Genomic DNA, 25,665 nt, shown 5'->3' with positions numbered 1-25,665 from the left:
GAATGATCAATAAAGCACTGACAATACTTTTCTTAGGCCTTATTACCTTAGGTTGTAGGGATAAGTCACCTAAGCCTATAAAACAAACCGCTACCCCGAATATCATTTTTATCATGTCCGACGATCATGCCAGCCAGGCTATCAGTGCCTATGGGCACCCGATTGGTAAATTGGCACCTACCCCCAATATTGACCGTTTGGCTGCAAACGGGGCATTATTCAACCATAGTTTTGTGACCAACTCCATTTGTGGGCCTAGTAGGGCCGTAATCCTTACCGGAAAATATAGCCATATTAATGGTTTTAGGCAAAATGGGGACCACTTTGATGGTAATCAACCTACCCTTCCAAAAATGTTGAATGCTTCAGGGTATCAAACGGCTATTGTAGGTAAATGGCATTTACACGGTCATCCCCAGGGCTTTGACCATTGGAAAATCATTGTTGACCAGGGAAACTATTACAATCCGGATTTTATTGTAAACGGTGATACTACCCGCATTGAAGGCTATGCCACGGACATTATTACGAATGACGCCCTGGATTGGTTACAGCATAAAAGAAAGGATTCCATACCCTTCTTTTTAATGGTTCAACATAAAGCACCGCATAGAAATTGGATGCCGGCCTTACGCCATACCAACAAATATGACTCTGTACAATTCCCTTTACCTGAAACCTATTTCCCCACGTTTATAAACCAACAGGCGGCCCAAGAGCAATTACAGACCATCTATAAAGATATGTACGAAGGGCATGATCTCAAAATGACCAAAGCCTATGGTAGTACTGAATTGGCCCATAATCCTTGGACAACCGATTTTGAACGGATGACCTTGGAACAACGAAAACAATGGGACGAAAACTATCTGCCAAAAAACAACGCCTTTCACAAGGCGAATTTGACCGGTAATGAATTGGCTGCATGGAAAGGGCAACGGTATTTACAGGATTACCTAGCAACAATCAAAGCAGTGGACGAGGGTATAGGCAGTATTTTGGATTATTTGGAAGAAAGTGGATTGGATGAAAACACCTTGGTCGTTTACACTTCGGACCAAGGTTTTTATCTCGGGGAGAAAGGATGGTTCGACAAAAGGTTCATGTATGAGGAGTCCTTCGGAACTCCATTATTGATGCAATTACCAGGCATTATTGAACCTGGTACAAAAATAAATGCCATGGTACAAAACTTGGATTTCGCCCAAACATTCCTAGATTTTGCCAATCTTTCGGAATTAGGTCAGGACATGCAGGGAGAATCCTTTAAGGGACTGTTAGATGGAAGTATGAATGAATCCGATTTTAGGGATGTAGTGTATTATCATTACTACGATTATCCGGCCTTCCATATGGTAAAAAAACATTATGGTATTCGTACAAAACGTTACAAACTAATGCATTTCTACGATGACATAGACACTTGGGAGTTATACGACCTTGAAAAAGACTCTCTTGAGCTTTACAACGCCTATTCGGATGCAGCCTATACTGAAATCGTTACGACAATGCACAAAAAGTTGGATTCAATGCAAGCTGTCTATCAAGTAACGGATATAGAGTTTCAAAAAGCCCCAAAAGAAAAAGTGGATGCTGCCTATCAACTTTTCAAACGGTTAAGAGACTCCGGGAATCGCTGACCTATTCTATAAGCCTAAAGCGTTCGTTCATCTTTTCCATTATTCTATCGATTACGGTTTCTGGAACTTCAAGTATTTCGGAAATTTCAAAGTGACTGCGATTTCCAAAGGCATAGAGTTCTAAAACCGATTTAGTTCTTGGCGGTATATTAGTAAAGAGTGCGCCAAAAGTTGTACGACGTTCCAAAGAAGGCAAAAGGGAATCGTTCAAATCCAATTTCTTTATTAATTCCTGTTCCAAGGTTGTATCCAATATCACGTTGTTCGGCCTATCCGAAATTTGCTTATAGGAAATATCGTCCAACTCGGTATTGAGTATCAAATCACCATCGGCATCCATTGTGAATTGTTCGTCCAAGGCATTCAGCTCTTCCTTTAACATCTCCTCTGTACTGATATATTCAGGGGTTTCTTGCTCTATAATCTTTTTCTCCTCAATTTTTTGTACCGCCTTTGAAAACAAAATCGTTTTTATTTTTTCTTTATCCATATAATCCGCGAACTCTTCGAACATCTCCAAATAAATCTCATCTAAAAGTTCATCGGCATTATAAAACCCCCGATCAATGGCCCCTTGATTCTCCGCAGCCTTGAGGCTCCTCGTCATGAATTTCCGTAAATCAGGCTCCATTGCCGATATTTTATTATAGAATTGTTCAAAATCGTTCTCTTCCTTATGTCGGGCTAATTGTTTAATTACCATGGTGTTTATTTTTTTAATTAACAGTCCATTTTTATATACTTAAATCTACCATCAATTATTACCGATTAAAATGATAATTATCAGTAATGTAAAGTCTGACCTGACTGACCTACGTCATTTCATCAACCCTTACTAGCTAATAATTTTGGATTATAGCTAAGTATTATCTAAAGTTAACGAAATAGCCTAGTGATTGCTAGTGCTTAAATGCCCTCTTTCCTGATCCAAAAGCGTCCATGTATTGTAGGGGTTGGGATTGGGGGCATTGCATTATAAAACTCAATTCCCGGAACTCGGACCAGACGTTAGGTTAAAAAGGTTCGACTTGGTCAATTGTGTTTGGGCTGCCTGATATCCTAAATCAAATACAGCATCCATATCCTTAACAGAAAAAGTCCCTACTTTCTTTAATTCCTTAGGACAGATGATCAGATCACAGTCCTTAAATTTTGATATGGAATCGTAAGCCGACCTTATCTTATAGGCCCGTTCTAACACATTATATGAATGTTTCAAGTCCTGAATGCTCATTTTCTCGAATGGATTCACGTAAACTCCAATAATCTTCTCACAATAATCCGAAATTAAATCTACCGGGAAATTATTCAAAGTGCCCCCATCGATATAATGATCTTCCCCAATTTGAATGGGCGTGAAAACTGCCGGAAAAGCAGCTGAAGCCAAAATGGGTCTTATCAACTCCCCTTCACTGAAAATCTGCAAGGTACCCTCGAGAATATTTGTTGCCGTTATAAACAACCGTTTCTTGAGAACGCTAAAATTATCGGTCCCCAAGATTTCCTTGAAACTATCATAGAGTTTCTCGGTATCGATAAAACCGGGTTTATACATTGTAAAATTGTTGAAACTGAAAATATCGACCGACTTGAAAAAGTCAAGAATCTCTTGAGCGTTTTTACCATGGGCATACAATGCCCCTACAATGGCACCTGCACTAGTTCCTGCTATGTAATCAGGGGAAATTTGGTGCTCTTCCAGGGCTTTTATAACCCCTATATGGGCAATTCCCCGAAAACCTCCACCAGAAAGCGCCAAACCTATATGCATAACATTCCATTTTTACCAAAAATAAATTTACGGCCGTATTTTCACAAGGTCAATTTTTCATAAAGGTTTTTGCTAAAAAAAACGTAAAGTGCCGAACAATGGTGGTTTTATTCCTCAATTTGTTTTGTCCGCCATTTTTTAAGAAGTTTATTTAGAACAAAGGAGAGTAAAGTTTGTTGTATCACACCCTTAAAACCACCTAAAAGCTGAGTAGGGTACAAATCTGATTTTACACGATTCAGGTTGTATTTAAATCGCTCTAGATTTATCTCCCTTTGAAGTTTAAGTATTTTCAGCTGTTTATCAATCTCAGAAAAGGAAGCGTATTGTTTCATCTGTTCAAATTTATTTTTTTATAAGCTGCCGCACCTAATCATTCCCCGTCAAAATGACTTTGTCAGACTGGCATTCTTGTAGGCGCAATTATTCACCTATGGGTTATTTGGGTCAGCCACTGAACAACCCTATGGCGTATCACAAATTACCATAGCCCATTTCATACCTCATCAAAATAATACTTGGAAAATTTTCGTAATAATGGGCGATCTAATTTTTCACGGAACAGATAGCATAGTATGGCAATAATCACATAAAATCCCCCAACGACGATATAGCCATAATAGTCATTTCCTAAGGCCGTACCAATACCTTGGGCTAGTGCCAATGACAAAAAGAACAACGCCAAAAAAACAATAGCCCCTACAACGAGAAGTTGGGTGAATGAGGTCACCGCGCCCATTAGGGTTTTGAATACTCTAAGTTTAAAATACTCCTCGCTATTTTCGAGATAGGATCTAATTTCGACATCGGCCTCCATTAGATCCCTCTTTAATTCATCAAATGCCATACGACCTATTTCTGAAGTTGTGCGTTTTTCTTTTTCAATTCTTCCAACTTACGTTCCAAAGTGGCGATAATATCGTCTGCTTTGTAGCTCATATGGGAAAGCGTATCCTCTAACTTTTGTTCGAACTCAACTTTCTTTGCGTTGGCAGTTTTTGTGAGTTCATCTTTAGCATGGGAAACACGTTCTGTAATATCGTGTTTTGTTTCCAAAGCTTTCTCTTTGATTTTCTTTCGGGTTTTCTCACCTTTATCAGGTGCATAAAGTATTCCAAACCCAGCTCCTATTGCAGCTCCTGCCAATAAGGCCAACATGATGTTTCCACTATTGTTTGTCATGATCTAATTAATTAAGGTGAATATTGATTTATTATGACCAATGTAGCACTCTAATAAACAAAACGGTATGATTTAAATCATTCGCAACTACTTTCCTTGGGATATTCGAATGACGAGGGTCATTTCATACGTATGGCCCATGTTTTTATTTTACGATCTAAAAGCATCTAGTCATGAAAAAGTTGATCGTAGTATTGGGACTTTTACTTGTTGGAAGTTGTGGTCCCGTTGTTATATCGTCAAGGCCAAACCATAGGCCCCCTCCTTGGTTCTATCCAAACCGATTAGAGATAGTGCGCTATGTTTATTTTCCTGAATTCAGCATTTATTATGACCTCACGGCACAAACTTATGTATACCTGGATGGTGGGGTTTGGGTAAGGCGTAAGGTACTTCCTCCTCGATATAGTCATATCGATTTAAGACGCCATAGGTATGAACGTGTTAAAAACTACCAAGATGAGAATATACGAAGGTACCATGAGGAAAACAATGTAAACAGAGGTCGAAGTAATAAAACTATAAAAAAGAGGAGGTCCTAGTTAAAATCGACACCAATAGCGCTTATGAACTATTATTCAAATTGTACTATCTAGAGTTTATCCTTAAATCCATTTCGACGAGAGATCCCGAGCCTTCAGAAATATTCTACAAATAAAAAGGAGCCCTTAAAAGTTGTTTAGGGACTCCTTTTTTAAACCTTGAGCTACGATTACTCCATCAATGAAAATTGTTCGGTGATCACCGCTTCGATTTTTTCTTTAGGAATCGGAATGTTCGTTTGTTTCCTTAATTTCCTCATGATGCGATCGGTAACACATTTTATCTTTTGCGTATCGAACTCTTCAGAACTAGTATCGCATAAGTCCTGAATCCCTTTTTCTACAAGTATCTTGTGTTCCGCTAAAAACGCCCGTAACGGAGCTCTCTGTAACCATTCATTGTAAACCTGAAGTTCTTCTGTAATGATCGTACCCACTTCACCAATGGCGGCAAATCTTTTTTCCTTAGTTTCCTCTAAATCAACAGAAATCGTATCCAAATCATAGAATAAAATATTATTCTGATCGGCCAAATCCTTATCGATATTACTAGGCAGCGCCAAATCGATCAACAATACCTTATGATTCGTCAATGGCAAACTTTTAATGAGTTGTGGACAATTGCTGGCGGCACTGACGATAACATCAAAACCATCCAGGTTGTTCATCAACACTTCCTTCCACTCGAAAAAATTGCAATGGTTTATTCTGGCCAAAGTTTTTGCCGTTTGTTCCGTACGATTACTAATGTAAATAGAACTAAAATCGAACTTTGAATTATATTTGAACAACTGCTTAACAATATCCCCAGCTCCTATAAAAAGGATTTTTTTCGATTTCGCATCTTTTTCAAAAGTATCACTTATAACTTTCAAGGCTTTGTAGGCTACCGAAGTAGTGCCATCCCTAAAATGGGTCTCATTGCTTATCCGTTTATGACTTTTGAATACCGTTTGCATTGCACGCTCCAAAAGTGAACCTTGCATTTTATGTGCAATCGAAAATTGGTACGCCTTCTTTATTTGATGCACTATTTCTGCGTCACCAAGTACCGATGAGGCTAGACCGGAGGTCACCTTAAGCAGATGCCCTACGGTGTCCTCTGTAGAATTGGAAGTGTCAAATAATTTTCGTATTCCGGTTTTGTTATTCTTTGCTTTCAGATGAATTATAAAATCAAGAATGGCAGTAGTATCAGAACTTTCCGATTCAAAATAAATTTCGGTTCGGTTACAGGTAACCAATAACAATAATCCTGAAATATCGGGAAAAGTATCACAGATCTGAACTGACAATGCATGCTTTTCCCCATCAGGAATATGGAATTCTTCCCGTTGGGTAACAGAAGCTCTCCTATGCGAAATACTTATAAACCGTAGTGCCTTGCCCATTGTTAGATATTGACCGTAAAACTAAACTGATAATTTATTAATTTATTCCCCTAATGTTCTCATATAGTTAACAAGCAGCCAAACATCTTCTTCGTCTGGAATCTTCTTTTCGTAGTTGGGCATGTCATTTCTTCCTATATAGCTTTTATAAAATATCGCCCCATCGGATTGTGCTTGGAATTCGGCTGAAGAAAAATCACCTAAATCACCTTCTACTTCATCGGCTTTGGTTCCGTCGCCAAGTCCTTTAGAGCCATGACAGGATTTACAATGCTTAGAATACAAGGACTTACCTATATCCAAATCTACAGAAGGGTCGGTTGGGTTCTGCATTTTTTCATATTTGGCAGGTACAATCCATTCATCTTGATCAAACGAATTGAACGAGTACAATGCAAAAGACATGACTCCGATAATCATTACTAATTTAATTGTTTTCATTTTTCTTGTTGTTTTTAATTTGTAATTATTAATCTCAAAAACAATACCAAACTAGGTAAGCCGTTTACACTTCTTGTGATTTCAAAGCCTCTAGTTCCAACTGTTTTCCCTCTTTTTTAATTTTCAATAAATTGATAATCGTATATACATAATTGGCCCAAACACCTACCAATAAAATGGTCAAGACCACATACATCCAAATAGGAGCGGCTTCTGACCATAATGTATTGGTGTCTTTTTTTGATTGCGCATTAAATATACCCCAATTTGCGGTTTTCTTTTGAATTACATCACCAAATTCATCATTTTCCTTGATTATCGAATACACGGTAAGATCGCCGTTACGATCACCCGGAATATCATTGGGCATTTCAAGGATAAATTCCCCATCCTCTATGGTACCGTCCCCGATTGGCATTTTCGAGAGCATCCCTCCTACCGCTATTACTATATCCGTTTCCTCAACAGGCAACTTTGAACCTAAACTATCCAAGACAAATGCGTTGACCACTACAGTCCTTACACTGTCGATTTCCGTTAAATTCATTTCTAAATGTAAATCCTTTACACTTATTTCCTCTTCCTCTTCATCCAATGCTTCCGAACCATTAAAACGGGCGATTAAGTTAATACTCCCTTCGCTGTTCGACAAATAAGATTGATTTTCTGGCAATACTAATGTTGCTATGCCCTCTTTTGAAGTTTTTGATTTTCCGAGTGAAACCTCTTGATCATCAAGCGTATTCACAAATTCTATTTCGGCTTCGAATAATGGAATATTGTCTTTACGGTCTTTTTTATTCCTAGCGATAAGGCTTGCCTCTAATAGCCTTGTATTATCGGGGTTTTTTACTGTACTAAAATTAAAAAGCATCTTATAATCCTTGACATCGAATTCTTGATCCTGGGCTATACTCCCTGTGGTCATAAGTAACCCGATTACCAATACGAATATTGAATACCTTAAAAATGTTGTCTTCATTTTTTTCGATTTTGGGTTAATGCCTTTGGATGTTTTTTCTGTTCCCTTTCATAATCGATTATCCCGGACATGGGTATGATGGGCACCAGTCTCATAATCAATATAAAGAATAGGATAAATGCGGCTATTCCTGCAAAACTCAATGCCCATTCGATCCAAGTAGCTGAATAATGGATAAATTCAGGTCTGGTATCCTGAATGGGTATATAGGGGGTTTCCAACGTAGGGACAACGATCAAATATCTGTTCAACCATAAACCTAGAACCGCAATGACCGCAGCAAACGTAATCGATTTAATGGTCCTGAATTTTTTAAAGAATAAAATGGCGATAGGTACCAAAACCCCAATATAGTTTGCGAAAATGAATTCCCAGAAATATTTGTTGAACAAGGTATTCAACAAATTGATGTCCTGAACTTTATGGCTGAACCATCTTGAGAAATATTCACTAAAAGTGAAATAACCAAATAGCAAGGAAATGACCAAAAGTACGATGCCAGCACCTATAAAATGTATTTTTCGAATATAGTGGTCCAGCTTGAAATATTTACGAATAATATACATGGAGATGATGATGACACCTACCCCTGAATACAAACCTGCAATAATAAAGTAGGGTGCAAATATCGTACTGTTCCAACCGGGCTGAAGGGTTAAACTAAATATCCATGCTAAAACCGTATAGGCAACAATGGCAAGAACAATGATCATAGCAGACATGGTTCGAGTGATCTTATGCAAAGTTTCCCGCTGGGTGAGTGTATCTTGGTAGCCAATGGCCAAAAATTTGTACAACTTCCGTCTCCAATTCGAAGCACCTTCACTATTATCCCTTAACATGGCCAAATCAGGGATAAATGTTAAATACAAGTAGATAAAACAACCTATTAAATCGGTAATTATGGCAATAATATCCCATGTAATGGGCGATTGGATCCTTGGGTAAATAAACAAGTAATGTAATCTGTCCAGTCTTCCTATACACAACAAAATGAAGATGGGGCCTATTATCAATGAAAGGACGGTTATTATCTCGACGATCCTTGAAACCGAATTTTTCCAGGGTGTTTTGAAAAAATGAAGGATGCCCGAAATAAACGCCCCAGAATAACTTAGGCAAACGAAGAATATAAAATTGATAATGTATATTCCCCATACCACATTATCCCTCATTCCAGTAATCTCATGACCTTTTAACACTTGAAGGACAAATGCCACGAGCCCTATTAAAATGATAAGAACTAGAAGGCCGATCGAAATTTTTGAAAAAGGAGTTGATTTCCCTAACATTGGGGAAAACTCTTTTACCAATTCCCTTTTTCTACTAACTATATCCACGTCCATATCAAAAGTGATTAAAGTTCAGTTTTGTTTTGATTTTTAAATTCTTGGACTTCGGGTACATCCTTATATCGTTCCAAGATTTCTTCCTCTACATCAAATCCCCGTTCCAATGGAAACTGTCTATTAACCGCTGGTAAGTAGTATACATTGGGTTTGGTTCCCAGATGTTCTAAATGTCGATAACCAGCACGGTCTTTTATAAGCTCGGAAAAACGGACGGTCTCTTCACCGTTTGTTACTATATCCTCATTCTTGTCCCCAAAGTAAATAACACCCATTGGGCATGCTTTTGCACAATGTGGTAGTTTACCTTCCCTTAATAAATCGGGGCAAAAATCGCATTTCATAACCGTACCCTCAGCAGCCGGAACGCTGGTTTCCGGTGAATAAGGTTGGGAGGTGTCATCATACTTTGCTTTATGTCCCCAATTGAATTGACGAGCCGAATAGGGGCAACTTGTGATACAGAATTTACACCCTATACATCGATCATTGTCAATCAAAACGATACCATCATCACGTTTAAAAGTGGCTCCTGTAGGGCAGACGGTTACACAGGGTGGTTCGTCGCAATGAAAACATGGCTTTGGAAACCAGTAGGGTGATCCTTCTTCATTATCCTGAATGAGCTGCACTTTCATAAACTCTTCATGATGATCAAGTTTATGGGCTTTTTGGCAACTTTCAACACAGTTTCTGGCATTTTTACATTTGGCCAGATCTATCACCATTACAAAGCTTCTGTTGGGTATTCCCTTTCTAGATTCAGCGGGTGTTATATGGGCCTCCGGATAATTATTGATGTTGTCGGCATCAACTTCAACTACCTTACCATCAGGGGTCAACAACCTGATTTTTTCACCTGAGGATTTCAGTTCTTCCTCCGATGCCAAATTAGCCAACAATGATGCGCCCGTGACTGCAGTTACGCTAGACATCAATCCTAATTTCAAGAATTTCCGTCTGTTGTTATCCTTCTTATTAGTCATGTCGTTTTCCATAATACACCCAATTAAATAGAATCATTTAAAGCCTTTAGTCCTTAAAAAGAAAAATCCAATGTGTTAATTCTAAGTTTTTCCAGTACTTTTTACTTTTTTAAAAATTATAATTTCTGGTTATGTTGAATCCGAATAGAAAATCACCATAAAAGAAATCATTTGGATTTTTTACATAATTTTTTTGTGGTACAATTCCATTAAGATTGCTAATGAATAATTGGAAAGCATGACCTGAGGTTGAAAATTCAAAGCCTAAACTAAATCCCGGTTGGGGATCAATATCAAATTCGACATCATTTAGGTGATGTACAAAAGGATGGCTATAGTCGACCATTATCGCTGTTTGTTCGCTGATTTTATAGCGACCGCCTGCAGAAAGGGCGACAACGTCATTTCGCATCCTATGCTCTACAAGATTATAATGGGATACACTAGGGGCGATCTGTAAGGATAGCTTAGGACTAAATCTACGCGCAATGATCAATTGGTTAAAATAGGAATATCTGGATTGTTTGGTTGGAAAAAGACCATTACCCTTTTTACGGGCATCGATAACAAAATTACCGTAGTACGATACACTGACCGGTATTCTTCCCGAACGGGTCTGTCGAAGTATGCCGGCTTTCCAATTGAAATCCTGTAAACGATCGAACTTGGTAGTACCAAACCCAACGGTTAGCCTATCATGCACGGCATAGGAAAGGGCCATACGAATGTTTGAAGGCGCCCAAAATCCGGCAAGATCATTGGTGCCACCATTGACCAATCCAAACCTATGCTGCATCATTACCTCCAAGGTGTTTTTATCGAACAGCACATTGGTTTGGTTATCAATTAGCGTTGTACTCTCAAATGCAGGGCGTTCTGGTTTGTCAACTATTGAATCTTTGGCCTTTTCCTGAGAAAGCACAAAGAAGGGGGAACTTAATAAAGCAACAAATAATAATATATATTTTCTCATCTTAAAGATCTTAGTGGTTAGTTGTTCTCGCCTCCTCTATCTATCCAGGCTTTTATAATTCCTAATTCTTCACTGGTAAGTATAAAACCAACGTCTTGGGGGTGATCAATACCTGGTAATTTTTTGTAGAATTCGCTATTATCCGCATCGCCCGCAATTATAGATTCGGCAATGGCGTTGTAGGAGTTGCCTTCCCGTAAATCGGGGTTTGCGACATTACCATTGTGGCATGAGATACATTGCGCAAATATGGGTTGTACATCATCCTGAAATGAAACTACCACTTCGTCAGGTATTTCAACAACAAGATCTTGTTCTTCTGGTAATTCGTCATAGTAGCATGAAAAACAGAATAAACTTAAACTGCTAACTAGAACTATTTTGAATAGTCTTTTCATTTTGTTTTGTTTTGATATTTGATGTCCACTTTCATTTCAAGAACAAAAACCGAATAGGTTGTTATCACTTAAAAACTTTGGGATTTATTTTAATTTCAGGAGTAGGGTCAGCTACTCCTGAAATTATTTAATATCCAACTATGATTATTGTAAGGCCTCGATTGAGTTTTTGATCAATGCTTTGGCATATTTAGGATTGTGGACACCCTTACTGCCATCTTCCAAAATGAGCAGATAATTCCAGGCAGCTTCAGCTTCCAATATGCTATACGTACCAGGTACGGGATGATCTTCATGAACTATACCAATAGTTTCCAATAAGCCCGCTAACGTGGCCATATCCGATGCTAAGAAGTCATCTGATGGAATACCGTTGCTATGACATTCAACACATGAGGCTGATGAAGGTATCATTGTGTGTAAACCATCGGTACCATCTGTTGTTGCGCCCATATGGCAACTAACACAGGTAGATCCTGTTCTGTGCGCTGCGGATCCAACACCGGGATAGGCTTCTGCACCTGCGACCAACATTCCTTGTATACCTTCCAATAAGGTAGCTTGTGGTCCATGGTGAGGACCCCAATGGGTGCTTGTTACCCTGAACATACCAGCGCCATCATCAGTTGGCCCTGTCCTTCTTGGTTGGTGGCAATTGATACATGTATTACTACCATCCCCATAATCGATTACGGTACCATCGGTCATCAATGAGACTGGTTCAAGGGCCCTTAAGGCAAGATCGTTGCCATCATTTTCAAAGTCAAAGGATTTGTGATCACTATGACAAGTTGTACAAGTAATCGAGGTCACAAACGCTACCGGATTGTTTGAATAAATAGGTAAACCTCGATCATCCAGTTCTGGATAATCATCGGAATCATCATCAGGAGTACCGTTATCATTTATGACCAATTCTGGCTCTGTAAGTCCATAATATCCTGCAGGATTCACAAAACCTTTCGTAATATAATCCACAAAACCCTCATTGGAGTGGCATTGGGCACAACTAGCTCTCGCTCCTGCATACTCCACCGAACCTTCGGTAAGTCCTTTAGAATGGAAAGAAGTTTCATAGGCAGCATAAATAGGTGCCCTAAAGGTATTAGAGTGACAGGATATACATGACTCAGCAGAAGTATCTGCACCGTCAATACCGTCCACCCCATCTATACCGTCAATACCATCTCTACCAGCTGGTCCTTGAATCGGATCACTGGTACATTGAACAAACAATAAACTTGATGCGACTATCATCAAGAGGCTCAATAATCTTAAATTTTTCATAATGATTGGATATTAAATATGTACATGTATTAAATCTATGTTAAAAATACCCCCGAAACGAGTATTAAAACATGACAAATATCATATTTTGTAGACTTTATATTCTTGATTATCAATTAGTTATGATTTTTTAAAAAAAATGAGGCTCGATTTAAGTAACAATTGTTACAATAAATCATGTTCAAATGATTCAAAAAAATCAGCATTTAGCCCTTAGGCACTTTTACCAGATCATTTTATAATGAAGATGCAAAAAAATAATCGTACCTCGGGATGATACAAAAGGGAAGTTTTTAGTACATGCTCCGAGTAGGGTTTTATTAAAAGCTGTAGATATTTCAGTGGAGTAATCTATAGGCCTGATTGGCTATCTCAATTTCCTCATTGGTGGGGATGACCAAAATCTTGACCCGAGAGGCCTTTTGGTTTATTTCCCTTAGGTCTCTGGATTTAGATTCATTTTTGGCTTCATCCAATTCGATGCCCAAATAATCCATATCCGAGCATACCAAACGCCTTATCAGGCTTGAATTTTCACCCACTCCGGCAGTAAACAGCATGGCATCCAATCCGTTCATGGCGGCAGCATAGGCCCCAATATATTTTTTAATGCGATAGGCGTTCATATCAAGTGCCAATTTGCAATCTTCATTGCCTTTCTCAGCTTCGGCCTGTATATCCCTTAAATCGCTGTAACCGGTTAAGCCCAACATGCCGCTTTCCTTAATCAGCAGTTCATTGACTTCATCTAATTCGTAACCCAATTCGTTCACCAGATAGAAAATCAGGGCATGATCGATATCCCCACTACGCGAACCCATAATGAGTCCGTTACTGGGAGTGAAACCTAAACTGTGATCTATACTTTTACCCTCCTTTACGGCTGTGATACTACATCCATTGCCTAAATGGATCGAGATTATTTTGGCATTGGGATTATTGAGATAGGCGAGTGCTTTTTCACTAACATACTTGTGGCTGGTACCATGAAAACCATACATTTTTATACCAAAATCTGTAAAAAATTTATTAGGAATGGCGTATTTACGCGCTTTTGTGGGCATGGTTTGATGAAAGGCCGTATCGAAAACCGCTATTTGTTTCGCATGGGAAAAGATTTTTTCCGCTATCTCGATTCCTTTAAGATTATGGGGATTGTGCAGGGGTGCCAAACTCGTAAATTCCTTGATTTTATCGACAACCTCCGAATTGATCAAAGTAGTCGCGGAAAATGCATCCCCACCATGTACTACCCTATGCCCAACAGCATCAATCTCATTGGCATTTTTTACCACCCCTTTTTTGGGATCCATGATAAAACCCGAAATTATTTCCAAACCTATCTGATGTGTAGGTATGTCCAGGATTTCCTTATATTCATGGGATTGGGTTTTATAGATGAGTACAGCATCCTCAAATCCAATCCGTTCTATATGACCGGAACAAATTACTTCTTGTTGGGGCATTTCTATCAATTGGAACTTTATTGAAGAACTTCCCGAATTCAATATCAATACTTTCATTCTTTTTTCAACTAGTTTAATCTTGTGCTTGTATAGCTGTTATGATCACCGTATTGAAGATATCATCTACCGTACAACCCCTACTAAGATCATTCACAGGTTTGTTCAAGCCTTGTAGCACAGGCCCTATGGCCAAGGCCCCGGTTTCACGCTGTACGGCCTTGTACGTATTGTTCCCGGTATTCAGGTCTGGAAAAATGAAAACGGTCGCCTCGCCAGCCACTTGGGAATCGGGCATTTTTACCTTACCCACTTTTGCATCAACAGCTGCATCATACTGTATAGGTCCCTCTACTTTAAGTTCCGGGCATCTTTCCTTTACCAATTGGGTAGCTGTCCGTACCCGATCAACATCGGCCCCCTCACCAGAATCGCCTGATGAATAGGAAAGCATGGCGATTTTCGGTTCAATTCCGAACATTCTACTGGTATTGGCCGAGGAAATTGCAATTTCCGCCAATTGTTCCGCAGTCGGATTTGGGTTAATAGCACAATCCCCATATACGGTCACCCGATCCTCTAGACACATAAAAAATACCGATGAAACCACCGAAACCCCCGGACGGGTCTTAATAAAATGTAATGCGGGAAGGATGGTCTGCTTTGTTGTATGGACTGCTCCTGAAACCATGCCATCTGCATGCCCTTTGTGTACCATCATGGTACCAAAATGGGAAACATCCTCCATTAAGTCCTCGGCCATGGCCAAATTAACGTTCTTATGTTTTCTCAATTCGTATAGTTCCTGGGCGTATGCTTTAAAATGGGTCGATTCGGTCGGATTTTCAATATTGACCTTCGACAAATCCAAATCCAGGTCCATTTGGGAAACCTTTTCCTGTATCTTGACAGGGTCGCCTAAAAGAGTAATCTTTACGGCATTCGAATCTATTAGAAGTTTTGTGGCTTTTAAGATACGTTCATCGAGCCCTTCAGCAAGTACAATGTGTTTTATGTTGGTTTTAGCCCTTTTCAATAAGTTATACTGAAACATTCGTGGGGTAATACCTTTCGCCTCAAAGGTTATTAATCGTTCGGCAAGTTCATCTTCCGGCACATGTTTGGAAAAATCATGGATAGAAGTTGTTATCTTCTGGATGTTCTCGGCATATATACGGGGGCGTATGGCCCCGATTCTATTGGTGATCGAAAATGTACCCTCCTTGACCGAAACAATAGGGACCACATCCGAAAGTCCATCTATTAATTTGATTATAGAATCCTCGGGCACTAAATTACCCGTCAAAATTATCCCAGAAACATTAGGGTAATTTATAGAAAGATTCGCTTGAAGCGCTCCTAGAATAATATCTGCCCTATCTCCTGGAGTAATTACCAGGCCATCTTTTTGCAAATGGGTCAAATAATTACGAAGCTGCATCGCCCCTACCCCAAAATGACCAGCTTGGTTGTTTAAATACTCTTCGCCGAAAAGTACTTTACCGTCCAAAACCTCAACAATTTCCTTAATTGTCGGGTTTCCTAAGATTGGATTCTTGGGGATGACCCCAATGAGAATATTCTTGGGTAATTGTGCTTCAAGGCCTTTTCTAACCAATTCTAAATTCTCTGGCTGCACCTTATTGGCAACAACCATAAGAACCTCAACACCATTATCCGTAAAAGAATCGTAGGCCATGTAAATGTTGTTCACCAACTCATCCAAGGTCTTGCCTACCCCACTGGCTAACAAGATCGTAGGGATTCCTAAATTCTTCGCCATAAGGACATTGATATCCCATTCGATTATTGCACCTTCCCCCGAAAAATCTGTGCCCTCGACAAGAACAAAATCAAAACGTTCTTCGATGGCCTTATACTTATCGATGATCTTATCCAAGACCTCATCTTCCTTGTCTTGATTGTTCTTATGTATCACCTCGCTACGCGTAAAGGCATAGGCCTCTTCATATTGTAGTTGGAGATTGAAATAGGAGATTATCGTATTGATATGGTTGTCTTTGGCACCATTTGGATAATCATCGATTATGGGTCTGAAATAGCCCACTTTGGCAGCTTTTCCCAATAGCATTTGCATTAAACCTAGGGAAATTATTGATTTACCACTATTTGGCTCTGTAGTGGCAATATAAATGGCTTTGCTCATCGGCAATAATGAATTTCGTGCACAAATTTATGATTTCTTATGCCGTAAATGAAATTTATAAAAAGTATTATGTATTGTGTTGAAATTATATATATATCCTTACATTTTCTTAAAATAGCGTCCCATTAATTACCATATATTAAATTAAAAATCCGAACCCTTCAAATACTAAATATCCGGTAAAACGAGTAATGGTATTTTTGAATGAAATCCTATTTTCCGTATCACTGGCTCCCTGGTCAATTTTTCCATAAACGTATGGGGATAGTATACTAAGGCAATTAAATCGGCATCGGTCTTGGTGGCAAATTCAGTGGTCGCCTCAGCGATATTTTTCCACATTTCAACCTTATGGAAACTTTGATCTACGTTTTTAAGGCGTTTGTAAAGTATTTTCTTGTGTTGCTCTTGATCGTCTTGCAAAACGTAATCCTGTGCCACCTGAAGAATCAATATCTCCGCTTTCCATAACTTCACTAAGTCTATGAGTGGTTTTAATTCAATTTTATCATACGTATGCGTAAAATCCGTAGGAAAGACCACTTTTTTCAACGCCTTGAAATCATAATTTTGGGGTACGGCGATAATTGGTCGCGAACGAACCTTTTTGATTACCCGGACGGTATTACTACCCATGAATATCTCTTTAGCACCAGTGGCACCTTTAGTCCCCATGACTATTAGATCGATATCTTTCTCAACGATCATTTTTTTTATGGCATTTTCGAGGTCGCTGGAAATAGATTCGAACTCAAAGCTATGATTGCTCCTTGTATGGTTCTCATTTAGATATTCAAGGGTCTTGCCAAGTTGTACTTTTGAGTTTTTAGATAAGGAATCATAAATGACACCCAACCGTTCTTTGCTTTTATTTCCCAGTAGATTTGACATTTTGGGCTCATAGGAATTCAATAGGACAAAATTACAATCACTGGTTTCAAACAATTTGAGCGCTGTAAAAATGGCATTCCAGGCATTGTCTGAAAAATCGGTGGGCAATAAAATATTTTTCATTTTAATCTTGATTTTGATATTCATTCAGTATGGGGGATTACCAAGAAGGGTATCTGTACATAAAAACCAACTTGGTCTATATGTTGTCGTGTCATCAAGCGTTCAAAAAACGAATGTTTTCTGTTTATCATTACCAATAACCCATACTCATGTTTTTCCAAGTAATCAAAAATCCCCACGGGCATATGGGTTCCCCTTTCTTCTATGAATCTGTGGGGAATCTGCGCCAGACAGAGACCAAGGAACGCCTTGTTTTCCTCTTGCTTCGTTGTTAAATCATAGGCTTCCTTTATATGTAAAACCGTAATTTCGGCTTGGTACATTTTAGCAATTTCAATCGCTATGTTTACATCCTTACTTTTATATTTCGATTCGTAGTCCGCCGTGAATAGTATCTGCCCAATAGGCCTATATTTAAATCCGGAAGGAATTACCAGAACTGGAATTGCGGCTTTTCGGATTACATGAACGGTGTTGGTTCCTAAAAATATTTCTTTGACCCCTGAGGCACCTTGGGTACCCATGATTATCAAATCAATATCTTTTTTCTGGGTTAGGGAGTTGATTTCATCTGTCAAGAGATTAAAGGCAGAAACGGTTTCATAAATGTGCTTTGGATTGCCGAACTTGGATTTAACGGCTTCCAAGGTCTTTTCCAATCCTTCGATGGAAGCATCAACACCCTTATCAGGGATTGCACTGAACTCGGGTCCCCCCAATATATAATCCATTCTATAAAATGCGGGTGTATAGGTGTGTAGAAAATAAAAGGTACACCTTTCCCTTTCAAGGAATTGCATTGCGAATGAAATAGTGTTCCAAGCATTCTTTGAAAAATCGGTAGGTATAAGAATTGTTTTCATGGAAAGCGTCTTTAGTAGTATTTAAAATTATAGCCTTAATCAAAATTTAGCTATGATATAGATCAGCCCCGACCATAATTCACTTTACTGACGGATGTCATAAAAATACATGGCCCTTGTATTGTATCTTTGGGCCTTATTCCCAACAGGATCAATAAGCATTAAAACAATCCATCTTATGCAAATTCAAGATTATATAGACCATACGCTCCTGAAACCCACAGCGATACCCTCAGATATCGAAAAATTATGCCAAGAGGCAAAGGATTATAAATTCCAAGCTGTTTGTGTCAATGGATGTTATACCAAATTTGCAAAAGAACAATTGAAGAACAGTCAGGTCAAGTTGGCCGTAGTAGTAGGTTTCCCGTTAGGTGCCATGAGTACGGAATCCAAAGTTTTTGAGGCCAAGGACGGTGTAGCCAATGGTGCCGATGAAATCGACATGGTCATTAATTTGGGTTGGTTGAAATCGGGAAAGCTGGAATTGGTGGAACGGGAAATATCCGAAATCAAAAAAGCTATTGGCCAAAAGGTGCTCAAGGTCATTATTGAAACCTGTTATTTGACCCAAGATGAAAAAATAAAGGCTTGTGAATTGGCTGTCAAGGCCGGTGCGGATTTTGTAAAGACCTCAACGGGTTTCGGTGACGGCGGTGCAACGCTCGAAGATGTGAAATTAATGAAGAAAGTAGTCGGCGATAAAGCTAAAATAAAAGCGTCTGGTGGAATTAAAAATAGAGCCACCGCTTTAAAGTATATATCCCTTGGGGTTTCTCGAATCGGTACATCCTCAGGAATCGCAATCACAGCAACCAAATAAAAACTGTTATGAGTGTACATATTGAAGCCAAAAAAGGGGAAATAGCAGAAACCGTATTAATGCCTGGTGATCCCTTGCGTGCCAAATGGATTGCGGAGACTTTTTTAGAGGAGGTAATCTGTTATAACAAGGTTAGAGGAATGTTAGGTTTCACGGGCTATTATAAAGGCAAAAAGGTTTCTGTACAAGGCAGTGGAATGGGCATACCTTCTGCAATGATCTATTATCATGAGCTGATAAATGAATATGGCGCCAAAAACATTATCCGGGTGGGCTCGGCGGGTTCGTACCAAAAAAATATCAAGGTCAGGGACATCGTATTGGCCATGGCTGCCTCTACCACCTCAGGAATCAATAACTCCCGTTTTATAAATTCCGATTACTCACCCACTGCGGATTTTGATCTTTTATTGCGTGCAAGTCTTTATGCCCACAAAAAGGGCATACAAATAAAGGCTGGCAATGTACTATCCGCCGATGAGTTTTATGAAGACGATCGAGATGCCTATAAACTATGGGCCAAATATGGCGTACTCTGCGTTGAAATGGAAGCGGCAGGACTTTATACCATAGCCGCCAAGCACAATGTGAAGGCATTGGCCATCCTCACGATATCCGATTCTCTGGTAACTGGGGAACATTCTACCACTATTGAAAGGGAATCTTCCTTCAACGAGATGGTCGAAATTGCCCTGAATATAGCTTAAGTCGAAATCACAAAATGCATAGTATCTTCGAATTATTCGTGCTTACATGACCTAAATCATTTGTAATTAAAGTTTTAGTTGCCAAATTTAAGCTACACTTAAAACTAAAAATCATGGCACTAAATTTTAATCAATACGCAGCGGAAGGCAACACCTTTCTTAAGAATTATGCCAAGGAAATGAACCTTGGCAAGGATACAGATAAAGCAGGTAGAATATTATCTGCCATACTACATGCCCTCAGGGATATTATACCCACGGCGGAATCCCTACAGCTCATTGCCCAATTCCCAATGTTTTTAAAAGCTGTTTATGTCAACGGATGGACTATTAAAAAAGAACGGCCAAAAATTAAACAGATGGCAGACTTTGTGGATTTGGTCCGTAAACATGATGGGCCTGCGGCAATCAATGATTTTGAATATAACGATGAAGTAGCCGAGCAGTATATCGATACCACGTTCATTCTATTAAGAAAATACGTCTCCTTGGGAGAAATGGAAGATATAAGGGATGGCTTACCCAAAGATCTCAAAACCATGATCTATTCCAATATCATGTTCTAAGAACGTTTAACATAAAAAACAAAACGATGAAATATAGTATAAGTTGGCTTTTGCTGCTTTTATTCCTCCCCTTTGCGGCAAGTGCACAGACCGAGAATCCGGTCTATGATGAAATTGCCCCGTTTAATGAAGGCTTGGCCGCGGTTCGTGTTGGAAACCAATGGGGATTTATTAATGAAAATGCCCAAATGGTCATTGATTTCAGGGATGATTTGGTATGGAACCAAGATGCCGATACCAGTATTCCAGGAGTTTTGGGTATCCGCTATCCGCAATTCAAAAACGGACGATGTATGATCCAAAAATTAAAAGTGAACAACATTCCTTTCTATGGTTTTATAGATACTTCCGGTGAAATCGTCATTCAACCCGAGTATTTGAATATAACCGAATTTGATCAAGAAAACGCCATAGGCATTTATGTCCGTGAAATGTACCAAGGACAAAATGAAATTAAACTGGATATTGTTGAATACATCTTTACTGAAGTTGTTGTAAATATCAATGGTGAAATAGTCTGGCCGATCATGGAGAGGGAACATGCCTTAACGGCTAAACGGAGGTATGAAGTACCTAAATTGAGGGCCAAATTGATAGGTAAAGATCTTCTTGAATTCAAAACAGAGGATAATAAGTGGAGTGTAAAAAAATTGAACCTAAACCTTTAACAGTCCGCAGGCCATGCAACGCTTAAAGAACAAAGTTGCAATTATCACGGGTGGTGCTGGCGGTATAGGGTTGGCAACTAGCAGGTTGTTCTTGGATGAAGGTGCCAAAGTAATGCTGGTAGGCCGTACAGAAAGTACATTACGAAAGGCCGTAGCCTATCTAAATACCGATAATGCGCACTATTCCGTCGCAGATGTATCAAAATCGGCAGATACCATACACTACGTTCAGAAAACCATGGACCACTTTGGGAACATTGATATCCTCTTTGCCAATGCAGGTGTAGAGGGCCCATTCAGACCCATAGCGGATTACCCCGAAGATATGTTCGATTCGGTCATAGCCATCAACCTGAAAGGGGTTTGGTTGGGATGTAAATATGCTATTCCCAGAATGAATGAAGGTGGTAGTGTTATCATCACCTCCTCCGTTGCAGGATTAAAGGGTTTTTCAGGTTTAGGGGCCTTTACGACCAGCAAGCATGGTGTTATTGGCATTATGAGGGTTGCAGCCCTTGAGTCCGCCGTAAGAAACATACGCGTAAATACGATTCATCCGGGTCCCGTAAATACACGTATGATGCGCTCGATAGAAAAGGATATTTCACCGGATAATGCCCAAAAGGCGAAAAAAGGCTTTGAGGCAGGTGTACCCTTCGGACGCTATGCGGAAGTAGAGGAAATAGCTGATTTGGTACTATTCCTAGCTTCAGATGAGAGCAAATTTATCACCGGAAGCACTTACGTCATCGATGGCGGTATGGTTGCTTCCTGATTAACTTCTTAACCTAAAGCGGTGTAATTAAAAAATAGGAACTTAGAATAAGACATTTCCTTAAAAAGTACCAAGGTGGTAAGGGAAAATAGGGCAATTGTCTTTGTATTACCAAGTTCAGCTACAAGTGTTATTTGCGACAAGATAAACCGCAATCAGACAGTATATAAAATACAGAAAGGATAGAACTTCATCTAAAAAAAAAGTCGTAAACAATTTATAAATGGAAATAACAAAAATCAGAGAAGTAACACCTGAAAACGTAATGGAAGAAACGCTCTTTTGTGTCAAGGATATTACTAATCCTGGATTTACCTGCAAACGAATTTGGTTCGAAAAACGGTATAAAGAAGGATTGCGTATAAAAATACTTAAGGACGATAGTGGTAAAATGATTGGGTTTATAGAATATGTACCAATTGAATATGCATGGCGACCTGTAGATGCCGATACTTTCATGTTCATACATTGCATGTACGTATATTCAAAAAAAAATCGTCACAAGGGATACGGGTCATTGCTCATCAACGAAGCGGAAAAAGACGCCCAGGAATTAGGGTTCGCCGGCGTCTGTACAATGACCAGTAAAGGGGCTTGGATTGCCAATAAAAGCCTTTTTGAAAAGAACGGATTTATGGAAGTTGATGGCAAAGGTCGTTTTGAATTGTTATCTAAAAAATGGGATACGACAGCTCCCGATCCAAAATTGTTCGACTGGACAACCCAACAGAAGAAGTACCGTGGTTGGCATTTGCTTTATGCGGATCAGTGCCCATGGCACGAAAAATCTGTAGAAGCCCTTTTGAATGTTGCCACGGACAATGGGATTGAATTAAAGTTGGAAAAAATAAGCACGGCAGAGGAAGCAAAACGAGCGCCATCCGGCTATGGCGTTTTCAGTCTATTACATAACGGAAAATTGTTGGAGGACCATTACATCAGTGCTACCCGTTTCCGAAACATTCTAAAAAAAGAACTGCTTAGCTAGTTCCCATAACATTGTAAATACAAAAAATGATTGATAAAAAACAAAAAGAGATTCGGGAATTTTGTTTGAAAAATTCAAATCAAGAAATCATTCATAAATATTCCAGGTATTTCAAAGAGGGTTTTGATGGATATGGGATTGAAACTAAAATATTTGAAAACCAACGGGATATTTGGATGCGCGAATGGAATAAAGAGATGACACTTGAAAAATATCTGGATCTGGGGGATAGATTGATGCAAGTGGGAAGGTTTGAGGAAAAATCCCTTGCCATCGCCTTTGTGGCATCGCAAAGAGTGAAATTTACACCAGCAGCTTTTGACCGAATGGGAAAATGGTTTGAAATAGGCATCGATAATTGGGCAACCACCGATGTTTTATGCATGTTGGTGCTTTCCAATTTCTTGAAAGACAAGATTATTACGTACGAAAAACTAAAAGAATGGAACACTTCGGATTCGGAATGGAAAAGAAGGGCAGTACCTGTAACCTTGATAGAGATGGTAAAAGAAGGATTGGCGACAGAGACCGCACTACCGGTCATCGAACCATTGATGTTAGATGATTCCCAAAATGTACAGAAAGGCGTCGGGACCTTATTACGTGGGCTATGGAAAAAATGGCCCAACGAAATCAAGAATTTTTTGTTTAAATGGAAAGACCAATGTGGACGCCTAATCGTACAATATGCCACTGAAAAGATGGATAAGGAATACAGAAAGAAATTCAGAAAGACAAAAAATATAGTTTAAAAAGTTGTAAAAAAGAATCATGGAAGCAAAAATCAAAAAGGAAACAAAAGTCTTACGAAAAACGGAAGAATGCTGCCCTACATTTCATCCAGATAAGTGGGATGAAAAAACTTTTGTGTGGAACCAAAAGAAATTTATTAAAGAAACCATACCCGAATTATTTCATATCCCTTATCCACCTATGATCGGCAAAAAAGTGACCAAAATGATGAAACTGGCCCAAGATTCGGAAAAACTAAATCCCGATAGGACGGAAACATTGCTTTTGTTCACAGATCTTAGTCCATTTAAGGGGGAAATCTATTTGGCGGTTACCGGCACGGTTCCAGAGGCGAACAATACGACACTTTCGGGTACATTCATGACCAAGGTTTTCGATGGAGCGTATAAAAACATACCCAAATTCATTAAACAGATGGATGCCTATCTGGAACAGCGAAAAAAGAAGGCTAAAAACTATTTTGTCCATTATGCATATTGCCCAAAATGTGCAAAGGAGGTAGCGCACAATTACATGGTGCTATTTGCTGAGCTTGAGCGATGATAACGGCTTTGTTCTCAAGACAAAGGATATATGCACTCCTTTTGTTCCTAGGAGCTGGCATTTTGATGGCACGAACGATTATCATGCTATTTCAAGGTGCTTTAGAGGTGCTCGTTTGGTGGGTATCCGCATTGTTGATTCTTGAACTATTGATCGATCTGGCGTGTATGTTAACCTCGGTAAGATGGTTTATTGCCAATACTAAAAATGAAGACCGCATTCCATTACGCCTTGGGACCTCGGCCGCAATTTTACATGCCGTTCGAGTGCTCATTTTTGTAATCGGGCGTGCCGGTCCGTGGACTGATTTTGATGTTCGCCCTGGGAAGGAAGCATTGTATTGGAACTGGGAATTAGTCTACTTTGCCTCGGTGTTGTCAGCATTGGGGGTCATTGGGGTAATCGTCATTTGGACGTTACGAATAAATGCCAAAAAAAAGGCGAATGAAAACCATTGACACTATTAAGCCCATGACGGTATGAGTCGCGGTTATTACCGTGAATTCAAGATTAAATCGAAAATTGGCAAGGATAGCAAATTTATCTTTCATCAAATCGGAAATTTAAGACGAACGATTTTTGGATAATCTTGATGCTTGTTTACAAGAAAAGAAAAATGATTCCTTTTATTACTTGGCTAGCTTCCCATAGAAAACAATTTATAGCTCTTGGCATACTCATTATCCTAGTGCTATGCGGAGTCGGGTTTTTATCCAGTTTTAGCAATTCATTTTTTCAGCGATTTTTTGGGGAAATATCAGCCTTCAAAATCTTCTTGTTAAGCAGTATATTAAGTTTTTTAGCATTGTCGTATCTACTGTTCCAAGGATGGTTTGCAATCTACAAGAGGTATCCCATTAAAAGTTTGATTCCCTACAAAGTACTTACCTTGATATTTGCATCAATAGCAATAGGTGTAGATTTGCTGATTGTGTATCCGGAAGATATGAACATGTTGTTTCCGGAATCGCTTTTGTTTTATCCTACGATAGCTTTTCTAGTGGAAATTCTTTTTCATATCGTTCCTGTTTCCGTCTTTTTATTGGTTACTACAACTATCTTTAAAAATGTACCCTATTCAAAACTTCTTTTAATCTGTATTTTGATAGTGGCGATGTTCGAGCCTACGTATCAGGTCCTATTTATGGGTTCCTATCCAACATGGTCAATGGCTACGGTTTGGATCAATCTTTTCCTATTCAACACAATACAGCTTTTGGCTTTTAAGAATTTTGGTTTTATGAGCATGTATGCCTTAAGGTTATTGTACTATCTCGTTTGGCATATATGCTGGGGAAGTCTGCGTTTAGAATTTTTTTTTAATAATTAGATTCTATTTTTTATTATAGCCCATTCGTCTATTAATATTTACTTGAAGTCCCACGTAAATGAT

At 39.1% G+C, this 25,665-nt stretch carries 29 protein-coding genes; 12 read left to right on the top strand and 17 right to left on the bottom strand.

What is annotated here, in order from left to right; translation table 11 throughout:
- The first annotated feature begins 2 nt into the window (after positions 1–2).
- Positions 3–1,640, top strand: coding sequence for a sulfatase family protein (locus tag HPE63_RS10655; RefSeq protein ID WP_188314248.1), 1,638 nt, complete (start codon positions 3–5; stop codon positions 1,638–1,640).
- Between the two features lies 1 nt (position 1,641).
- Here the strand turns inward: HPE63_RS10655 and HPE63_RS10650 are convergent, their stop codons facing one another.
- The 5 genes from HPE63_RS10650 to HPE63_RS10630 all read right to left on the bottom strand — a co-directional run bounded on the left by HPE63_RS10650 (position 1,642) and on the right by HPE63_RS10630 (position 4,593).
- Positions 1,642–2,343 (bottom strand): RNA polymerase sigma factor, encoded by a 702-nt coding sequence (locus HPE63_RS10650; protein ID WP_188314247.1) that lies wholly within the window; start codon positions 2,341–2,343, stop codon positions 1,642–1,644.
- A gap of 279 nt (positions 2,344–2,622) precedes the next feature.
- Positions 2,623–3,411: a patatin-like phospholipase family protein gene (locus tag HPE63_RS10645; protein ID WP_188314246.1), complete on the bottom strand. Its 789-nt coding sequence runs from the start codon at positions 3,409–3,411 to the stop codon at positions 2,623–2,625.
- Positions 3,412–3,518: 107 nt separating this feature from the next.
- Positions 3,519–3,746, bottom strand: coding sequence for a DUF6327 family protein (locus HPE63_RS10640; protein WP_188314245.1), 228 nt, complete (start codon positions 3,744–3,746; stop codon positions 3,519–3,521).
- Between the two features lie 161 nt (positions 3,747–3,907).
- A complete protein-coding gene (locus HPE63_RS10635; RefSeq protein WP_188314244.1) occupies positions 3,908–4,258 on the bottom strand; it encodes a hypothetical protein in 351 nt (116 codons plus the stop codon).
- Positions 4,259–4,263: 5 nt separating this feature from the next.
- Positions 4,264–4,593, bottom strand: a complete 330-nt coding sequence (locus HPE63_RS10630) for a YtxH domain-containing protein (RefSeq protein ID WP_188314243.1) — start codon at positions 4,591–4,593, stop codon at positions 4,264–4,266.
- Between the two features lie 173 nt (positions 4,594–4,766).
- Here HPE63_RS10630 and HPE63_RS10625 point away from each other — a divergent pair, with 173 nt between their 5' ends.
- Positions 4,767–5,135, top strand: a complete 369-nt coding sequence (locus HPE63_RS10625; protein ID WP_188314242.1) for a hypothetical protein — start codon at positions 4,767–4,769, stop codon at positions 5,133–5,135.
- A gap of 170 nt (positions 5,136–5,305) precedes the next feature.
- Here HPE63_RS10625 and HPE63_RS10620 read toward each other — a convergent pair whose 3' ends face one another.
- From HPE63_RS10620 to HPE63_RS10565, 12 genes are all read right to left on the bottom strand, one after another.
- Positions 5,306–6,526 carry a glutamyl-tRNA reductase gene (locus HPE63_RS10620; RefSeq protein WP_188314241.1) on the bottom strand — a complete coding sequence of 407 codons (1,221 nt, stop codon included), beginning with the start codon at positions 6,524–6,526 and terminating at the stop codon, positions 5,306–5,308.
- Between the two features lie 42 nt (positions 6,527–6,568).
- Complete coding sequence (locus HPE63_RS10615) at positions 6,569–6,967, bottom strand: c-type cytochrome (RefSeq protein WP_223198116.1); 399 nt, start codon at positions 6,965–6,967, stop codon at positions 6,569–6,571.
- Between the two features lie 64 nt (positions 6,968–7,031).
- Positions 7,032–7,949 (bottom strand): hypothetical protein, encoded by a 918-nt coding sequence (locus HPE63_RS10610; protein ID WP_188314240.1) that lies wholly within the window; start codon positions 7,947–7,949, stop codon positions 7,032–7,034.
- Entirely contained in the window at positions 7,946–9,295 is a 1,350-nt protein-coding gene (nrfD, locus tag HPE63_RS10605; protein ID WP_188314239.1) for an NrfD/PsrC family molybdoenzyme membrane anchor subunit, read from the bottom strand. The genes HPE63_RS10610 and nrfD overlap by 4 nt, the downstream gene beginning before the upstream one ends.
- A gap of 11 nt (positions 9,296–9,306) precedes the next feature.
- Complete coding sequence (locus tag HPE63_RS10600; RefSeq protein ID WP_188314238.1) at positions 9,307–10,296, bottom strand: 4Fe-4S dicluster domain-containing protein; 990 nt, start codon at positions 10,294–10,296, stop codon at positions 9,307–9,309.
- A 97-nt stretch (positions 10,297–10,393) separates the two neighbouring features.
- The gene (locus HPE63_RS10595; protein ID WP_188314237.1) at positions 10,394–11,257 is read right to left on the bottom strand and encodes a DUF5777 family beta-barrel protein; all 864 of its coding nucleotides are present in this window, start codon (positions 11,255–11,257) and stop codon (positions 10,394–10,396) included.
- 17 nt (positions 11,258–11,274) lie between these two features.
- Complete coding sequence (locus HPE63_RS10590) at positions 11,275–11,655, bottom strand: hypothetical protein (protein WP_188314236.1); 381 nt, start codon at positions 11,653–11,655, stop codon at positions 11,275–11,277.
- 144 nt (positions 11,656–11,799) lie between these two features.
- On the bottom strand, positions 11,800–12,942 hold the full coding sequence (locus tag HPE63_RS10585; protein ID WP_188314235.1) for a NapC/NirT family cytochrome c: 1,143 nt from the start codon (positions 12,940–12,942) through the stop codon (positions 11,800–11,802).
- A gap of 338 nt (positions 12,943–13,280) precedes the next feature.
- Positions 13,281–14,465, bottom strand: coding sequence for an acetate/propionate family kinase (locus HPE63_RS10580; protein ID WP_188314234.1), 1,185 nt, complete (start codon positions 14,463–14,465; stop codon positions 13,281–13,283).
- Positions 14,466–14,481: 16 nt separating this feature from the next.
- Entirely contained in the window at positions 14,482–16,572 is a 2,091-nt protein-coding gene (pta, locus tag HPE63_RS10575) for a phosphate acetyltransferase (RefSeq protein ID WP_188314233.1), read from the bottom strand.
- Positions 16,573–16,740: 168 nt separating this feature from the next.
- Positions 16,741–17,586, bottom strand: a complete 846-nt coding sequence (locus tag HPE63_RS10570) for a universal stress protein (protein ID WP_188314232.1) — start codon at positions 17,584–17,586, stop codon at positions 16,741–16,743.
- A gap of 20 nt (positions 17,587–17,606) precedes the next feature.
- Positions 17,607–18,449: a universal stress protein gene (locus HPE63_RS10565; RefSeq protein ID WP_188314231.1), complete on the bottom strand. Its 843-nt coding sequence runs from the start codon at positions 18,447–18,449 to the stop codon at positions 17,607–17,609.
- 178 nt (positions 18,450–18,627) lie between these two features.
- Here HPE63_RS10565 and deoC point away from each other — a divergent pair, with 178 nt between their 5' ends.
- The 10 genes from deoC (at position 18,628) to HPE63_RS10515 (ending at position 25,602) form a co-directional block, all read left to right on the top strand.
- Complete coding sequence (deoC, locus tag HPE63_RS10560) at positions 18,628–19,272, top strand: deoxyribose-phosphate aldolase (RefSeq protein WP_188314230.1); 645 nt, start codon at positions 18,628–18,630, stop codon at positions 19,270–19,272.
- An 8-nt stretch (positions 19,273–19,280) separates the two neighbouring features.
- Positions 19,281–19,979, top strand: coding sequence for a purine-nucleoside phosphorylase (gene deoD / locus HPE63_RS10555; protein ID WP_188314229.1), 699 nt, complete (start codon positions 19,281–19,283; stop codon positions 19,977–19,979).
- A 113-nt stretch (positions 19,980–20,092) separates the two neighbouring features.
- On the top strand, positions 20,093–20,545 hold the full coding sequence (locus HPE63_RS10550) for a DUF2267 domain-containing protein (protein ID WP_188314228.1): 453 nt from the start codon (positions 20,093–20,095) through the stop codon (positions 20,543–20,545).
- A gap of 26 nt (positions 20,546–20,571) precedes the next feature.
- Positions 20,572–21,213, top strand: a complete 642-nt coding sequence (locus tag HPE63_RS10545) for a WG repeat-containing protein (RefSeq protein WP_188314227.1) — start codon at positions 20,572–20,574, stop codon at positions 21,211–21,213.
- 13 nt (positions 21,214–21,226) lie between these two features.
- A complete protein-coding gene (locus HPE63_RS10540; RefSeq protein WP_188314226.1) occupies positions 21,227–21,988 on the top strand; it encodes an SDR family NAD(P)-dependent oxidoreductase in 762 nt (253 codons plus the stop codon).
- 223 nt (positions 21,989–22,211) lie between these two features.
- The gene (locus HPE63_RS10535; protein WP_188314225.1) at positions 22,212–22,976 is read left to right on the top strand and encodes a GNAT family N-acetyltransferase; all 765 of its coding nucleotides are present in this window, start codon (positions 22,212–22,214) and stop codon (positions 22,974–22,976) included.
- Positions 22,977–23,002: 26 nt separating this feature from the next.
- Positions 23,003–23,728, top strand: a complete 726-nt coding sequence (locus HPE63_RS10530; protein ID WP_188314224.1) for a DNA alkylation repair protein — start codon at positions 23,003–23,005, stop codon at positions 23,726–23,728.
- Between the two features lie 19 nt (positions 23,729–23,747).
- Entirely contained in the window at positions 23,748–24,272 is a 525-nt protein-coding gene (locus HPE63_RS10525) for a hydrolase (RefSeq protein WP_188314223.1), read from the top strand.
- Positions 24,269–24,730, top strand: coding sequence for a hypothetical protein (locus HPE63_RS10520; RefSeq protein ID WP_188314222.1), 462 nt, complete (start codon positions 24,269–24,271; stop codon positions 24,728–24,730). The genes HPE63_RS10525 and HPE63_RS10520 overlap by 4 nt, the downstream gene beginning before the upstream one ends.
- A gap of 158 nt (positions 24,731–24,888) precedes the next feature.
- On the top strand, positions 24,889–25,602 hold the full coding sequence (locus tag HPE63_RS10515; protein WP_188314221.1) for a hypothetical protein: 714 nt from the start codon (positions 24,889–24,891) through the stop codon (positions 25,600–25,602).
- Positions 25,603–25,665 lie beyond the last annotated feature (63 nt).

The organism is Maribacter arenosus (assembly GCF_014610845.1).
GTDB classification, from domain to species: Bacteria; Bacteroidota; Bacteroidia; order Flavobacteriales; family Flavobacteriaceae; genus Maribacter_A; species Maribacter_A arenosus.
The sequence above is the reverse complement of the archived record's forward strand: the minus strand, read 5'-3'. Positions and strand labels throughout refer to the sequence as shown.